The sequence below is a fragment of the Enterobacter sp. RHBSTW-00901 genome (assembly GCF_014103115.1).
Classification (GTDB): Bacteria; Pseudomonadota; Gammaproteobacteria; order Enterobacterales; family Enterobacteriaceae; genus Enterobacter; species Enterobacter cloacae_P.
In genome coordinates, this window is sequence record NZ_JABXPB010000001.1 from 685,706 (window position 1) to 700,720 (window position 15,015).

General features: G+C 51.9%; 13 protein-coding genes and 1 pseudogene. 8 read left to right on the forward strand and 6 right to left on the reverse strand.

Annotated elements, in window-relative coordinates; translation table 11 throughout:
- The first annotated feature begins 63 nt into the window (after window positions 1-63).
- From HV318_RS03340 to ttcA, 3 genes and pseudogenes are all read left to right on the forward strand, one after another.
- Window positions 64-1,179 (forward strand): nickel/cobalt efflux protein RcnA, encoded by a 1,116-nt coding sequence (locus HV318_RS03340; protein ID WP_182271550.1) that lies wholly within the window; start codon window positions 64-66, stop codon window positions 1,177-1,179.
- 51 nt (window positions 1,180-1,230) lie between these two features.
- Window positions 1,231-1,341: pseudogene (locus HV318_RS03345) on the forward strand (hypothetical protein); the annotation flags it as partial.
- Window positions 1,342-1,394: 53 nt separating this feature from the next.
- Window positions 1,395-2,330 (forward strand): tRNA 2-thiocytidine(32) synthetase TtcA, encoded by a 936-nt coding sequence (gene ttcA / locus HV318_RS03350; RefSeq protein ID WP_182271551.1) that lies wholly within the window; start codon window positions 1,395-1,397, stop codon window positions 2,328-2,330.
- Window positions 2,331-2,374: 44 nt separating this feature from the next.
- Here ttcA and dbpA read toward each other — a convergent pair whose 3' ends face one another.
- The 4 genes from dbpA to HV318_RS03365 all read right to left on the reverse strand — a co-directional run bounded on the left by dbpA (window position 2,375) and on the right by HV318_RS03365 (window position 6,572).
- Entirely contained in the window at window positions 2,375-3,748 is a 1,374-nt protein-coding gene (dbpA, locus tag HV318_RS03355; RefSeq protein WP_182271552.1) for an ATP-dependent RNA helicase DbpA, read from the reverse strand.
- A 30-nt stretch (window positions 3,749-3,778) separates the two neighbouring features.
- Complete coding sequence (ynaL, locus tag HV318_RS24460; RefSeq protein WP_395121469.1) at window positions 3,779-3,949, reverse strand: proline-rich small protein YnaL; 171 nt, start codon at window positions 3,947-3,949, stop codon at window positions 3,779-3,781.
- A gap of 272 nt (window positions 3,950-4,221) precedes the next feature.
- Window positions 4,222-5,205, reverse strand: coding sequence for a zinc transporter ZntB (gene zntB / locus HV318_RS03360; RefSeq protein ID WP_182271553.1), 984 nt, complete (start codon window positions 5,203-5,205; stop codon window positions 4,222-4,224).
- 212 nt (window positions 5,206-5,417) lie between these two features.
- On the reverse strand, window positions 5,418-6,572 hold the full coding sequence (locus HV318_RS03365) for a methyl-accepting chemotaxis protein (protein ID WP_182271554.1): 1,155 nt from the start codon (window positions 6,570-6,572) through the stop codon (window positions 5,418-5,420).
- Between the two features lie 450 nt (window positions 6,573-7,022).
- On the opposite strand from HV318_RS03365, the gene HV318_RS03370 reads away from it, so the two are divergent.
- From HV318_RS03370 to HV318_RS03385, 4 genes are all read left to right on the forward strand, one after another.
- Window positions 7,023-9,152 (forward strand): putative bifunctional diguanylate cyclase/phosphodiesterase, encoded by a 2,130-nt coding sequence (locus HV318_RS03370; RefSeq protein ID WP_182271555.1) that lies wholly within the window; start codon window positions 7,023-7,025, stop codon window positions 9,150-9,152.
- Between the two features lie 92 nt (window positions 9,153-9,244).
- Window positions 9,245-10,477 carry a sensor domain-containing diguanylate cyclase gene (locus HV318_RS03375; RefSeq protein ID WP_182271556.1) on the forward strand — a complete coding sequence of 411 codons (1,233 nt, stop codon included), beginning with the start codon at window positions 9,245-9,247 and terminating at the stop codon, window positions 10,475-10,477.
- Window positions 10,478-10,550: 73 nt separating this feature from the next.
- Window positions 10,551-10,691, forward strand: coding sequence for an Ecr family regulatory small membrane protein (locus HV318_RS03380; RefSeq protein ID WP_182271557.1), 141 nt, complete (start codon window positions 10,551-10,553; stop codon window positions 10,689-10,691).
- A gap of 219 nt (window positions 10,692-10,910) precedes the next feature.
- A complete protein-coding gene (locus tag HV318_RS03385; RefSeq protein ID WP_182274521.1) occupies window positions 10,911-11,474 on the forward strand; it encodes a DJ-1/PfpI family protein in 564 nt (187 codons plus the stop codon).
- Window positions 11,475-11,522: 48 nt separating this feature from the next.
- On the opposite strand, the gene HV318_RS03390 is transcribed toward HV318_RS03385, so the two are convergent.
- Window positions 11,523-13,139: a peptide ABC transporter substrate-binding protein gene (locus HV318_RS03390; RefSeq protein ID WP_182271558.1), complete on the reverse strand. Its 1,617-nt coding sequence runs from the start codon at window positions 13,137-13,139 to the stop codon at window positions 11,523-11,525.
- A gap of 183 nt (window positions 13,140-13,322) precedes the next feature.
- Here HV318_RS03390 and mpaA point away from each other — a divergent pair, with 183 nt between their 5' ends.
- Window positions 13,323-14,036: a murein tripeptide amidase MpaA gene (gene mpaA / locus HV318_RS03395; RefSeq protein WP_182271559.1), complete on the forward strand. Its 714-nt coding sequence runs from the start codon at window positions 13,323-13,325 to the stop codon at window positions 14,034-14,036.
- Here the strand turns inward: mpaA and ycjG are convergent.
- Entirely contained in the window at window positions 14,027-14,992 is a 966-nt protein-coding gene (gene ycjG, locus HV318_RS03400) for an L-Ala-D/L-Glu epimerase (protein WP_182271560.1), read from the reverse strand. The genes mpaA and ycjG overlap by 10 nt on opposite strands.
- Between the last annotated feature and the right edge of the window lie 23 nt (window positions 14,993-15,015).

Consider the following 15,015-nt stretch of genomic DNA (forward strand, 5'->3'; position numbering starts at 1 on the left):
TAGTATTTTATACTGAGGGGGAGTAGCATCCGGGGCATTACATCTCCGGCGGAAATGATTTTCATGAACGAATTTACAGCACTGCTTCAGCAGGGCAATGCCTGGTTCTTTATCCCCAGCGCCATTTTGCTTGGCGCACTGCACGGCCTGGAACCGGGTCACTCTAAGACCATGATGGCCGCATTTATCATTGCAATCAGGGGAACCGTCCGGCAGGCGGTTATGCTTGGCCTGGCGGCCACGGTTTCGCACACGGCTATCGTCTGGCTTATTGCCCTTGGTGGTATGTACGTCAGTCATAAATTTACCGCGGAGACGGCAGAACCCTGGTTACAGCTGGTTTCCGCCATCATTATTCTGGGTACCGCCATCTGGATGATATGGCGCACCTGGAAAGGGGAAAAGAACTGGCTGGACGGGATGCAACAGGGTGATGACGCACATCATCAGCATGATGACATCCGCCTGTTCGATACCGGTCATGGTCAGGCCGAACTGTCCATTTTTGAGGAAGACCAGCCACCGCACTGGCGTTTACGAACGCTCACTGGCCGAAAATGGCAGGCCTCCGATGTGTCTCTGGTTACCCACCGCGGCAAAGGAACATTTTCCCAGGTGTTTGATTTCACTGATAAGGGTGACTACCTTGAATCAACACGCCCGATACCTGAGCCGCATCAGTTTGATGTCCGTCTCACATTAGGCCACCGCGGACATGTTCATGATTACGATCTTGAATTCCGTGAACATGACCATCATCACCCGGGTACTGAAGGGCTGGATAAACACTCGCAGGAGTATCAGGACGCACATGAGCGGGCACATGCAAACGACATTAAGCGACGCTTCAGCGGTAAAAGTGCAACCAACGGTCAAATCCTGCTGTTTGGTCTGACGGGAGGACTTATTCCTTGCCCTGCCGCAATCACCGTATTGTTGATCTGTCTACAGCTTAAAGCATTGTCACTGGGAGCTACGCTGGTGATCAGCTTCAGCATCGGGCTGGCACTGACGCTGGTCACTGTCGGTGTGGGGGCGGCGATCAGCGTCCGCCAGGTGGCCAAACGCTGGGATGGATTTAATGCCATTGCCCGAAAAGCCCCCTATTTTTCCGGTACCCTGATTGGACTCGTGGGGATTTATATGGGGATCCACGGCTATCTGGGTATCACTGGCTGAATGACTCAGCCGCCAGCCCGGTAAGGGAAAGCAAAAAGCCAACTACTCTTATCGGGCATAGGTGCCAGATTCAACGCCGCAGTAAAACGTGCTGGAATTCGCCGCCGTAATCCGTACCATACACGGCACACTTTCGCATACTGGTTGCTATCGGCAGGTGCATTAAAATGGTTTTGTCCCACTGGTGCCCCATTTGAAATTTGAGTAACGAATAAATGTCGCAAAATCAAGAAACTACAAAAAAAGAGCAATACAACCTGAACAAGCTGCAAAAGCGACTGCGCCGTAACGTGGGCGAAGCCATTGCAGACTTCAACATGATTGAAGAAGGCGACCGCATTATGGTTTGCCTGTCAGGGGGTAAAGACAGCTATACCATGCTGGAGATCCTGCGCAATCTTCAGCAAAGCGCACCTGTGAATTTTTCCCTGGTGGCGGTCAACCTCGACCAGAAACAGCCAGGTTTCCCGGAACATATTCTGCCGGAGTATCTGGAGACGCTGGGCGTTGAGTATAAAATCGTTGAAGAGAATACCTACGGGATTGTGAAAGAAAAAATCCCTGAAGGGAAAACCACCTGCTCTCTCTGCTCTCGTTTGCGTCGCGGCATTCTTTATCGTACCGCCACGGAACTGGGCGCAACCAAGATTGCCCTGGGCCATCACCGTGACGATATCCTGCAAACGCTGTTCCTGAACATGTTCTACGGTGGCAAGATGAAAGGCATGCCGCCAAAACTGATGAGCGATGACGGTAAACATATCGTGATCCGCCCACTCGCCTACTGCCGTGAGAAAGACATTGAGCGTTTCTCACAGGCCAAAGCTTTCCCGATCATTCCGTGCAACCTGTGTGGCTCGCAACCGAACCTGCAGCGTCAGGTCATTGGCGACATGCTGCGTGACTGGGATAAACGCTACCCTGGCCGTATCGAAACCATGTTCAGCGCAATGCAGAACGTCGTGCCTTCGCACCTGGCGGATGTTGAACTGTTCGACTTCAAAGGTATCAACCACGGCTCAGAAGTGGTGAACGGTGGCGATCTGGCGTTTGACCGTGAAGAGCTCCCGATGCAGCCTGCGGGCTGGCAGCCGGAAGAAGATGACACGCAGTTCGAAGAGTTGCGTCTGAATGTACTTGAAGTGAAATAATCAAATAGCGTCTCAGAAATGGTTTCTGAGACGCTTTCCTGTCCTTACTTCAGCAGACGAACGCGACAGGCTTTCCCTTTGATTTTCCCGTTTTGCAGCTGCTTCCAGGCCTTATGTGCAACCGACTGGCGGACCGCCACATAAACATGCGCCGGATGTACCGCAATCTTGCCAATATCAGCCCCATCCAGACCGATATCCCCGGTCAGCGCACCTAATACATCGCCGGGACGCATCTTGGCTTTTTTACCGCCATCAATACACAGCGTCGCCATTTCCGCATCCAGTGGGACAATGCTGACATTACCCGGCGCATTCACCCAGTTCAGCTTAATCTGCAGCATTTCAGACAGAATATTCGCGCGCTGCGCCTCTTCTGGTGCGCAGAAGCTAATGGCCAGACCGCTGTTCCCGGCACGTGCGGTACGTCCAATACGGTGTACATGCACTTCAGGATCCCACGCCAGCTCGAAGTTAACGACCAGCTCCAGCGATTTAATATCCAGACCACGCGCCGCAACGTCAGTGGCAACCAGCACACGGGCACTGCCGTTGGCGAAACGCACCAGCGTCTGGTCACGATCGCGCTGCTCCAGATCGCCATGCAATGACAATGCGCTCTGCCCCGCCGCATTCAGGGCATCACATACCGCCTGACAATCTTTTTTAGTATTACAAAACACCACGCAGGACGCAGGCTGATGTTGGCTCAGCAGCTTTTGCAGAAGCGGGATTTTTCCCTGCTGCGAGGTTTCAAAGAACTGCTGTTCGATTGCAGGCAGCGCATCGACGCTATCAATTTCGATGGTGAGCGGGTCTTTCTGCACACGGCCACTGATCGCCGCGATGGCTTCCGGCCAGGTTGCAGAGAACAACAATGTCTGACGGTCTGCCGGTGCGAAGCGGATCACTTCATCAATAGCATCGCTAAAGCCCATATCCAGCATACGATCCGCCTCATCCATCACCAGCGTTTGCAGCGCATCCAGCGATACGGTGCCTTTTTGCAGGTGATCCAGCAGACGGCCAGGCGTCGCCACAATAATGTGGGGGGCATGCTGTAAGGAGTCACGCTGTGCGCCAAAAGGCTGGCCGCCACAAAGCGTCAGGATTTTCGTGTTAGGCAAAAAACGGGCCAGTCGACGCAATTCACCCGCAACCTGGTCTGCCAGTTCACGGGTTGGACACAGCACCAGAGACTGGGTCTGAAACAGTGCGACATCAATATGCTGCAACAACCCAAGACCGAATGCAGCCGTTTTACCACTGCCTGTTTTAGCCTGCACGCGCACATCGCGCCCTTCGAGAATGGCAGGCAGCGCGGCGGCTTGCACTGGGGTCATGGTGAGGTAACCCAACTCGTTAAGATTATCGAGTTGGGCGGCAGGTAAACGATTCAGGGTAGAAAAAGCGGTCACAGTATTATCTCGTGGTCAAAAGGCTTACGGTCAGCAGGCGCGTATCCTCGCAGATCTCGGAGTTTGATGCGACATTTTAATCGGTTCTTCATCTGGTGGCGGATCGGGCATCGGCTGCGGACGCGGGATAGGGTCCGGAAGTGGGACAGGATCGACAGGCATAACGTCGGGTTGCGACAGGTGTATGAAATGACAGGTCATCTTACCCTCCAGTTTTTAGGGTGATACTTTTAGGGTAGACGCTGGAATACGGGAGGCAAAAAAAAGCCGACTATTAAGTCGGCGTCGTACGAATCAATTGTGCTATGCAGTAATTCAAAAAAGGAAGTAAGACAATATGGAGCGCAACGCCCATCGCTTGACGTTGCATTCACCTGCGGGAGTAATAATGCACCTTACGGGGTCTGTGTTTATTGACTTCGCTCAAGTAAAAGAACGTTTTGACACTGGAAAAACGTCGAAAAAGCGTAATTTTACAGCCATTTACTACGACGCAACCACCATGCAACACCTCCAATCAAAACAACTAACATGATGCAAAAAGCGGTGAAGCCATAATGGTATCCGCCGCCGGGAATGCCTCCCAGATTCACACCAAACAGCCCGGTTAAGAAGGTGCTGGGGAGAAACACCATCGCCATCAGCGACATCGTATACGTTCTTCTCGACAGCGACTCCTGCATCACCTGCGCTATCTCATCTGCCATCACCGCCGTTCTGGCAATACAGGAATCAATCTCATCCAGCCCGCGCCCCAGCCTGTCAGCAATATCCTGCATTCTGCGACGCTGATCGTCGTTCATCCAGCCAAGCCGCTCACTGGCCAGGCGGGCATAGACGTCACGTTGCGGGGTCATATAGCGACGCATCACAATCAGCTGTTTGCGCAGTAATGCCAGAAAGCCGCGCGGCGGGATCTGCTGATCGAGCAGGTTATCTTCCAGATCGATAATTTTATCGTGTAGCTCTTCAATAAACTCACTTGCATGATCGGTAAGAGCATCGCAGACATCCACCAGCCAGCTACCGCAATCGATCGGCCCGGTGCCATCTTTTAAATCATTCACGACATCATCCAGCGCCAGAACTTTACGCTGACGTGTGGAGACAATCAGTCTTTCGTCCATATAGACACGCATCGCGACCAGTTGATCCGGGCGCTCATCCGTACTGCCGTTAATGCAGCGAAGCGTGAGAAGCGTACCCTCCCCCATCCTGCTCACGCGGGGTCGCAGGCTATCACCCGCCAGTGCATCGCGGACGCTATTCGGCAAGAGCGGGGTCGACGCCAGCCATTCAGCGCTATCCATATGGGTATAGTTCAGATGTAGCCAGCAAGGATGTTCACTATCAATCTCATCGTTATCCTCCAGCGGCCGCGCGCCGCCACGACCATCGAACACCCACGCAAAAACTGCGTCAGGAACGTTAAGTTCAGACCCTTTAATGCTCTCCACAACGCCTCCACCTTTTTAATCTCTTACGCTGTCAGTCTAGCCTTCGTCGAGGCTTAAGCAACAAATATGTACCGCATCGCGCTGAATTAGCTCGGGAATTGTACATTTTTATTCATATTTCAGAAGACAGGTAAAGACAACGAGGTGAACGGTGCAACCCGCTGGGTGGTGATATAAAAATAACGCCTGGCATGCCAGGCGTTATTTTACCGTCACGCGGTGTGTCGGGGTCGATGCTGGAACGACAGCGAGCCAGGCAGAGAAGACGAGGGACCCTCTGTCTGATAACCATTATCAAGTCTGAAATTACGTGTCCGCGTCTGCAGCTCAATCACCTGATTACGCAACACATCAGACGATCCGTTAAGCTCTTCCGCCATCGCAACATTGCTCTGCGTGACCCGTTCCAGTTCAGACAACGCCAGCGTAATTTGCGAAATACCTTTTTCCTGTTCTGATGTCGATGCAGAAATATCATCCATCAACCGGCTGACGTTGCCTGAACCGGCCACTATTTCATGCATGTTTTTTTCCGCTTCTGACACAACGGTAACCCCCTGAGTCACGTTATTGCTGGTGACTTCAATCAGCGTTTTAATGTTCTTTGCGGCTTCAGCGCTGCGGTGTGCCAGGTTTCTGACCTCCTCCGCCACCACGGAGAACCCTTTTCCGTGGTCACCCGCCCTCGCCGCCTCTACGGCCGCATTAAGCGCCAGGATATTCGTCTGAAAGGCAATCCCGTCAATAAGCGTGATAATTTCTGTCATTTGTTGCGCGCACTCGGTAATCGACGCCATGTTGGTGGCGACTTGCCCCATCAGTTCTCCACCTTTGCGCGCCTGCATCGTTGCCACGTTTGCCTGTTCACTGGCCTGACGGGTGTTATCGGCATTATTTTTTGTGCTCGCCGCCATCTGTTCCATGCTGGCAGCCGTTTGCACCAATGACGCGGACTGCTGCTCTGTTTTCACGGACAGCTGTGCGCTTCGGGTAGAGAGTTGCTCTGACAGCGTCATGGCGGTTTGCGACGACGCTCTGATTTCCCGTACCAGCGTAGCGATATTGCTTGATAAGGCATTAATACCGGGGATCAAACGGCCCGCACAGTTATTACCAAATTCAGGGATCGACACACCAAGATTACCCGAAGTCACCCCTTCAATACTTTTTTTCACGGTATTGATCGGTACCACAAGATATTTTGTCATGTAGCACCAGAGTAAAAACAAAGCAAAAAAATTTATCCCTGCGACTGAAATAAATAGCATCCTGCCTTGTGATAATAAAAAAATTAACACTGTATCCATCAAAAACACACATAAAAGAAAACAGGAGATGAATGTCCTGACGCTCATATTTTTTAGCATGTTTATTCCTGAGGTTTTATATTTTTGTCGGCATTAAGGTTTATAGCATTCACCTTGCATTTTTTCCTCATGATCCCTGCGAGTTTTGTGTTTCGCCGTTAGTCGTTGAAGATTTCACTTAAGTCAGAGAAAAAGCGTGTATTAGTGGAAATGTTGCCACAGGAGTGCTGTCATACTGGTTTCCGACCGCCTTAAGGGATACCATCACCACCGGTGAGACGGTATGTTCACCCTCATATTTAAGGAGCATTGCTGTAATTTTTCGCCTTTGTGTAGCATTGCTTAACAGGTTAAAGGAGAGGATATATTTTATATTTTAATTGCCTGTTAAAATTTTAATATGACTGGTCATTTAATAACTAATATTGTCTGGACGAGCGTGTACCTTACCCGATACAGGACATGCCCGGCAGGTGAAATCGGTAACCTTTTTTGGCGTGGGATTGCATAATGCTCAATGTATCGTGGGACCCAGTGTTAATAGCCATCTCTTATCTGGTGGCGTTTATCGCCTCGTTTGTGGCATTAGACAGCGCAGGAAAAATTTCCCTTTCCAGCCGGAAGGTCGCCATGTTCTGGCGTGTTGCCGGAGGGATAACGCTGGGCATTGGGATCTGGTCGATGCATTTCATCGGCATGCTGGCGATGAAAATGCCGATGATCATGAGCTACCACCTCTGGTTAACGCTTCTCTCGCTGGGTGTCGCGGTACTGACTTCCACTCTCGCGATTCATATTGTCATTCCGGGCAATTCCCTGTCCTCCTTACGGCTGATACTTGCCACGCTGATCCTCAGTGCTGGTGTGGTGTCGATGCACTATATTGGCATGGCCGCGTTGATGCTGAACGGAGGCATTATCTGGGACTGGAACATTGTCGGCTTGTCGGTGTTGATTGCTGTCATCGCATCCGGCGCGGCGCTGTGGCTGGCCTTCCATCTGCGGGATAAGCGTAAGGGGATCTTTGTGAATCGTCTTCTTGCCGCCCTGGTGATGGGCGCGGCAATTAGCGCGATGCACTATACCGGCATGAATGCTGCTCATTTTCATGAAATGGAACATACCCTGCCAGGCGGTATCAGTGAGTTGGGATTATCCATCTGGGTTTCGGTAACCACGCTATGCCTGCTCGGCGTCATGTTAATTATGTCGCTCATTGACTCCCACTGGCGTACCAACCGGCTGACGGATAATCTCCGCCAGCTCAACCGTCAACTGGAGCTACAGGCCCGTTTTGATGCGCTCACCGGTCTTGCTAACCGTCACCAGATGGATCTTCGCCTGCAGGACTGCCTGCACAGCGCGCTGCTCAGTAAGAAGCAATTTGCCGTGATTTTCCTCGACGTTGATCATTTCAAACGCGTCAATGATACCTGGGGCCACCACGTCGGGGATGAGCTGTTAATCAACGTTGCACAACGCATCACTGCGCGACTCACCCGCGAAATGACGCTGGCAAGACTGGGAGGCGATGCCTTCATTTTACTGGTTCCTGAGTGCGATGACGATAAACTCAACGCTCTGCTCTCGGCGTTACTCGACGATATGCGCCGCCCTCTTTCCCTCTGTGGCCACACGCTGAACAGCACGCTCAGCGCAGGGGTAAGCCTCTATCCCCAGCATGGTGAAACGCTGCATGAGCTGAAGCTGAAAGCTGATGCGGCAATGCGTCACATTAAGGAGGAAGGCCGTAACGGCTGGGCTATCTATCGGTCAGAAATGTCGACGGAAGCGCCGGCAAAACCCGGTTTTTTACAGGAGCTTTCTCAGGCGCTTGAACGCGACCAGTTTGAGCTGTGGTATCAGCCGACCTGGCTTGCTGAACACAACACTATCCACGGTTTTGAGGCGCTTCTGCGCTGGCGACATCCTGAGCAAGGCGTTCTACTACCCAATCTCTTTTTACCGTCACTGGAGCAAACGGGGTTAATTATTCCGGTTGGAAACTGGGCAATTGAGGCAGCCTGCCGACAGCTTCACTTCTGGACCGAACAAGGCTTCAGTCAGTGGACATTGTCCTTTAACTTATCCCCGATACAGTTTGAGCAACCCGATATATTCCATGTTATCTCGTCCATGCTGCAAAAATATAATCTGTCCCCTTCCCGCCTTATCCTTGAAGTGACGGAGAGTACCGCGCTCAAAAATCTCGATCGCAGCATTGAGTTACTCAATACTTTCAATCGTGCCGGGATAACCGTTTCTATTGATGATTTTGGTACTGGCTACTCCAACCTGCTGATGTTGAGTGTTCTTCCGGCAAAAGAACTTAAAATCGACAAAAGCTTTGTTAGCTCAATGCTGGAAAATGAAAAAAGTCGAAAGTTAGTGGAAACGATTATTAATATCGCCCGGACAATGGAGATGAATGTCGTTGCCGAAGGGATCGAAACAGAAGAGCAACAGAGTGTCCTGACAGACCTCGGTTGTGACTATCTGCAAGGGTTCCTTTTCTCCCGCCCGTTACCCGCCGAACAGGTTCCCTGGCTGCTGTTACAAAAGAATTCAGACAAACAGATTATACCAATTGGTAAAATTCACGCGGAATCCCCCTTTATTTCACAAAAAAATCATGCCTGATGTGATTAAGTAAGGTATGTTTCAAAGAAGTCCACGTGAGTCAATTCCGCCGTGATCGTTAGGCACCCAGTGCCGATGAATAGGAATTATCTATGTCACAACATTACTTTGACGCGCTGAATTTCATTCAAACACCTGTCTGGTTGGTTTCACCTGCTTCAGAACACATTATTTTTGCAAACGCAGCCGCCACTGGCGTAATGCAGGATAAGACTCTGGAGGATATGCGCAAAGGTATCTATTCCGCAAACGCGCAACCCGTATTGTCAATGTATGTTCCTGAGCTGAAAACAGAGCAGGACATCGTCGAAGTCTGGACAGTCTGGCGCGATCAACATGAAACCACACTCAGTTGCCGCCTGTCGCTGACTCATCTTCTCCCCTATGGTGAAGTAATTGTTATTGAGGGGATCGCTCACCCGGTAGCGACAGGGCTTAAGGCCAGCCGCTCCGCGACCTACCAGCGTAAAAAACAGGGTTTTTACGCCCGCTTTTTTCTCACCAATAGCGCACCGATGCTCTTAATTGACCCGGCACGCGATGGTCAAATCGTCGATGCCAATCTGGCCGCCCTCAGCTTTTATGGCTATTCCCACGATGAAATGTGCAGCAAACATACCTGGGAAATAAACTCACTGGGCCGCGATGTTTTGCCGATCATGACTGAGATCGCCTCTCTGCCCGGGGGGCATAAGCCGCTCAATTTTGTCCACCGCCTCGCCGATGGGACAACCCGTCATGTACAGACCTACGCCGGGCCTATTGAGATCTACGGTGACAAACTGATGTTGTGCATTATTCATGATATTACAGAGCAAAAACGGCTGGAGCAGGAGCTGCAACACGCCGCGTTACGGGATTCAATGACGGGGCTGCTCAATCGTCGTCAGTTCTACATGATCACGGAGCAAACCAATCCTGATCATCTCCCTGCGCAGCAACAATTTAGCCTGCTGCTGGTCGACACCGATCATTTTAAAAATATCAACGACGTCTTTGGTCACCTCAAGGGCGACGAAGTGCTTATCTCGCTCTCCCGTATGCTGGAATCCTGTAGTCGTAAAGACGATCTGGTGTTTCGCTGGGGCGGCGAAGAGTTCGTGATCCTGTTGCCGCGGACATCGCTCGAAACCGCCATGCAAATCGCCGAAACGATCCGTGCCGCCGTGGCTCGCATAACCATTCCGGGTTTACCGCGATTTACGGTCAGTATAGGCGTTGCGCGGCACAACCAGGGCGAAAGTATCGACGAGTTGTTTAAACGCGTGGATGATGCTCTTTACCGCGCCAAGAATGATGGCCGCAATAAAGTGCTGGCTGCGTGATGCTGGAGTATCAGACAAAGCCCCGCTACAATGCCCACCTCAAAGAAACAGCTTTCAGGTGGGTAGACCTGCAATGGGAAAAACAGAAATAATACTCATCTTAATTATTTTAAGCCTTATTATATTTGGCTTTTGGGTTATCTTTAGCGGTGAGATTTGGTACCTTGTTGAATACCTTGAGAACAGCATATACCCCACCATAGATGCACCCTGACGCACGTTTAATACCTTGTTTCACCTACCGAATTTGTCAGGTGTCTGTCCCTGCGATGGATGCGTAAAATGTGCGCCGTTAGCCGCCGTCATGGCGGGTAACGAATCAATATATCATTTGCTTATTTCGCCCGTTCTCTGACGGGCTTTTTTTATTTTCGGCAACCTCGCTACACCAGGCTATATCTTAAACACCACTATTCATAAAGGAACAATAATGATGGGTAAGAAAATCCTGATGTTGGTTGGCGATTACGCTGAAGATTACGAAACAATGGTGCCGTTTCAGGCATTGCAGATGATTGGTCATCAGGTTGATGCCGTCTGTCCTGATAAACACAAAGGCGACTACATCATGACGGCGATCCATGACTTTGACGGAGCCCAGACCTACAGCGAAAAGCCCGGTCACCGTTTTACGCTCAACGCCGATTTTTCCGCAGTTAAAGAACAGGACTATGACGCACTGCTCATCCCGGGAGGAAGAGCGCCTGAATATCTGCGGTTGAATGATGACGTGCTGAAACTGGTACGGGCCTTTGACGCGGTGCGTAAACCCATTGCCGCCGTTTGCCACGGCCCTCAACTGTTAGCCGCCGCCGGTGTACTCAAAGGTCGCACCTGTAGTGCCTACCCGGCCTGTGCGCCAGAAGTCCGGCTCAGCGGCGGACACTACGCCAGTATTGGTATCGATCAGGCACATGTTGACGGCAACCTGGTCACCGCCCCCGCCTGGCCTGCACACCCGCAATGGTTAGCAAAATTTGCCGAACTGTTACGGTAGAAAAACAATGCTGGCGCTAACATTGCGCCAGCACTGGGTTTAACGGTATCAGTGCTTCTCTATATACATCGTACGGCTATACGCCACATCTTCCGGGTTAGTAATCGGGTAGCCTTTGACCCACGGTTTAATCAGACGGCCATTGGTGTACTGATAAATAGGGGCAATCGGTGCTTTCTCAGCCAGAATTTTCTCGGCCTTGTTGTAGTCTGCATTGCGCGCTTTTTCCGTAGTTTCAAGCGTTGCCTGGTTGATAATCTTATCGTACGCCGGGTCGTTGAAACGGGAAATATTACCGCTGTGGGTTGAGGTCAACAGCGACAGGAAAGTCGACGGCTCATTGTAATCGCCCACCCATGACGCACGGATCACGTCAAAATTGCCGGTGTTACGGCTATCAATGTAGGTTTTCCACTCCTGGTTTTGCAGTTTGACGTCAACGCCCAGGTTTTTCTTCCACATGGATGCCACGGCGATAGCAATTTTCTGGTGGTTTTCCGAGGTGTTATACAACAGGGTCAGCGTCAGCGGACGCTGAGGACCGTAACCGGCGGCCTGTAACAACATTTTGGCTTGCGCATTGAGCTCTTGCTGCGACATCTGTTCAAACGGAGAAGCCTCTGGCGTGAAGCCCGCCGTCACGTCAGGCGTAAAGTGCCATGCCGGTTTTTCGCCCGTGCCCAACACCTTCTCCGCCATAATCCGGCGATCGATAGTCATACTCAACGCCAGACGCACGCGGGCATCAGCCGTTGGGCCTTTTTGCGTGTTGAACGCATAGTAATAGGTACCCAGCTGTGGTGGCGTATACACCTGCCCAGGAATGTCTTTAAGTAACTTTTGGTACATGTTTTTCGGGAACGATTCGGTAATATCAATATCACCCGCCAGATAGCGTTTGGTTGCTGAAGATTCCTGGTTAATCGGTATGAAGGTCACTTTTTGCAGTACGGTTTTGGCGTTATCCCAGTAGTGGGTATTGGGTTCCACCACCAGTTTTTCATTCACCACGCGATCTTTCAGAACGTACGCACCGTTACCGACCAGCGCGCCCGGGCGCGTCCACTCTTTACCGCTCTCAACGTTGGCTTTCTGAACCGGATAAAACGCAAAGTTTGCCGTCAGGTTGCTGAACCACGGCAGCGGTTTATCCAGCTGGACACGTAGCGTTCTGCTATCAACAGCCGTCACGCCAAGCGTATCCGGTGCTGCTTTTCCGTCAATAATTGCCTGAGCGTTATTGATGCCTGCCAGCGCAGCAAACCAGGCAAACGGTGAGGTGGTTTTTGGGTCAACCAGACGCTGCCAGCTGTAGACAAAATCCTGAGCGGTGACAGGAGTACCGTCAGACCATTTTGCGTTGTCACGTAAGGTGAACGTCCAGATTCGGTTATCATTACTCTGCCAGCGTGTTGCCACGCCCGGGGTTAGCTCCCCTTTATCATTCTGATTGACCAGCCCTTCATAAAGGTCGCGAATCACCTGAATCTCTGGCAACCCCACGGCTTTTGCCGGATCGAGCGAAGCCGGTTCATCTTTGATGTGTCTTACCAGCTCCTGTTTTTGCGCCAGGATCGTGCCCGATGGCACGTCAGCGGCGTAAGACAGTGAAGATAGCCCGCACAGGCATAGCGCAGAGAAGAGCAGCGAAACAGGATGCTTCATAAGATCCCCTTTAAAAAATCGGTAATATGCAGATGCGTAATTATTTGTTTTGAAACAGCGGAATGCAAATACCTTAAACCGTAAAGCGGATATCTGGCAATGTTCTGCTGACACGGAAACTATTTGATTAACCGCGTGTTTTGCACAACACTGCCAGTAGTAACTTCTTTATCAGGATCTCCTATGGCTTTCACCCGACCCAGGATGGAACGTGGCGCTTTCCCGCCAGGCACTGAACATTATGGACGCTCATTTTTAGGCGCGCCGCTGATCTGGTTTCCGGCCCCGGAGGCCGATCGCAACAGTGGATTGATCATAGCCGGAACCCACGGAGACGAGAACTCATCCATCGTCACCCTTTCCTGCGCACTACGAACGCTCGCACCAGCGTTACGTCGACACCACGTTATTTTGACCGTGAACCCGGATGGCTGCCAGCTTGGGCTACGGGCAAATGCGAGGGGGATCGACTTAAACCGTAATTTCCCGGCGGCGAACTGGCGTGCCGGAGAAACCGTGTACCGCTGGAACAGCTCAGCGGAAGAGCGCGACGTCGTGTTACTGACGGGAGATAAGCCCGGTTCTGAACCTGAGACACAAGCGCTCTGCCAGTTAATTCATCGGATCCACCCGGCCTGGGTTGTCTCCTTCCACGACCCGTTGGCCTGTATTGAAGATCCGCGCCACACCGTACTGGGCCAGTGGCTGGCGAACGCATTCGCCCTTCCACTTGTCACCAGCGTCGGCTATGAAACACCCGGTTCATTTGGTAGCTGGTGCGCCGACCTGAATTTACACTGCATCACTGCGGAATTCCCGCCGATCTCATCCGATGAAGCCAGCGAAAAATACCTGAAAGCAATGGTGGAGCTGCTGCGCTGGCAGCCTCAGAGATGAAGCTGCCCGGAGGTAAAGCTCAGGGCTGGCGAGACGTCAACCGCCAGCCAGGTTGGGCCATCCAGATCGGCAAAACGCACCTGTGGCGCGAGGGGTAATGCGGCCCCGATCGCCCTGGATGTACACAACATACAGCCCAGCATTAAACCAAACCCCTGCACCTGTGCCTCTTTAGCCAGCGCCAGCGCTTCTGTTAAGCCACCGGTTTTGTCGAGCTTAATATTCACCATCTCATAACGCCCCTTGAGTTGTGCCAGACTGTCGCGGGTGTGACAGCTTTCATCCGCACAAATGGGCAGAGGATGGATGAAATTCTCCAGCGCGGCATCGTCATTTGCCGGTAAAGGCTGCTCCAGCATGGCAACGTTCAGATCGGCCAACAGCTGGCAGCGCGCCGCCAGTCCCTCGCTGTGCCATGACTCGTTGGCATCGACAATGAGCGTGGCCTCTGGCACAGCCGCGCGAATGGCAACCATCCGTTCACTGATTAAGCGGTCGTCGAGTTTAACTTTTAGCAACGTCGCGCCAGACGCATACAGTGCCTTCGCACTGGCCGCCATTTGTTCAGGCTCACCAATCACCACCGTTTGTGCAGTGATAATCGTCTCCGGCAGCGTAACGCCCAGTAATGCAGGCAACGATACCCGTTGTTTAGCCGCCTCCAGGCTCCATAAAGCGCAGTCGATAGCGTTACGCGCTGCGCCCGCGGGTAACCGCTGCTGTAACGCCTCGCGAGAAAGCCCTTTTTGCAGGTCTGGCACCAGCGTCATGATATGCGCCATCACCGATGCAAGACTCTCTCCGTACCGGGGGTATGGGGTGCATTCACCCACACCTTTGATGCCCTCTTCTTCTATCTCGACCACCACCACGCAGGCTTCGCTTCGACTGCCTCGGGAGATCACAAACGGGGTATGCAATGGCCAGGCTTCTTCATAGACCTTAACGCTTCTCATCACTGACTCCTTGCGACGCCGAA

Excerpts from the sequence above, each read along its gene's own strand:
- HV318_RS03380 (WP_182271557.1), top strand. The coding sequence starts at position 10,551 with ATGGGAAAAACAGAAATAATACTCATCTTAATTATTTTAAGCCTTATT.
- HV318_RS03375 (WP_182271556.1), top strand. The coding sequence starts at position 9,245 with ATGTCACAACATTACTTTGACGCGCTGAATTTCATTCAAACACCTGTC.
- HV318_RS03365 (WP_182271554.1), bottom strand. The coding sequence starts at position 6,572 with ATGCTAAAAAATATGAGCGTCAGGACATTCATCTCCTGTTTTCTTTTA.
- HV318_RS03390 (WP_182271558.1), bottom strand. The coding sequence starts at position 13,139 with ATGAAGCATCCTGTTTCGCTGCTCTTCTCTGCGCTATGCCTGTGCGGG.
- HV318_RS03385 (WP_182274521.1), top strand. The coding sequence starts at position 10,911 with ATGGGTAAGAAAATCCTGATGTTGGTTGGCGATTACGCTGAAGATTAC.
- mpaA (WP_182271559.1), top strand. The coding sequence starts at position 13,323 with ATGGCTTTCACCCGACCCAGGATGGAACGTGGCGCTTTCCCGCCAGGC.
- ttcA (WP_182271551.1), top strand. The coding sequence starts at position 1,395 with ATGTCGCAAAATCAAGAAACTACAAAAAAAGAGCAATACAACCTGAAC.
- HV318_RS03370 (WP_182271555.1), top strand. The coding sequence starts at position 7,023 with ATGCTCAATGTATCGTGGGACCCAGTGTTAATAGCCATCTCTTATCTG.
- ycjG (WP_182271560.1), bottom strand. The coding sequence starts at position 14,992 with ATGAGAAGCGTTAAGGTCTATGAAGAAGCCTGGCCATTGCATACCCCG.
- HV318_RS03340 (WP_182271550.1), top strand. The coding sequence starts at position 64 with ATGAACGAATTTACAGCACTGCTTCAGCAGGGCAATGCCTGGTTCTTT.
- ynaL (WP_395121469.1), bottom strand. The coding sequence starts at position 3,949 with ATGACCTGTCATTTCATACACCTGTCGCAACCCGACGTTATGCCTGTC.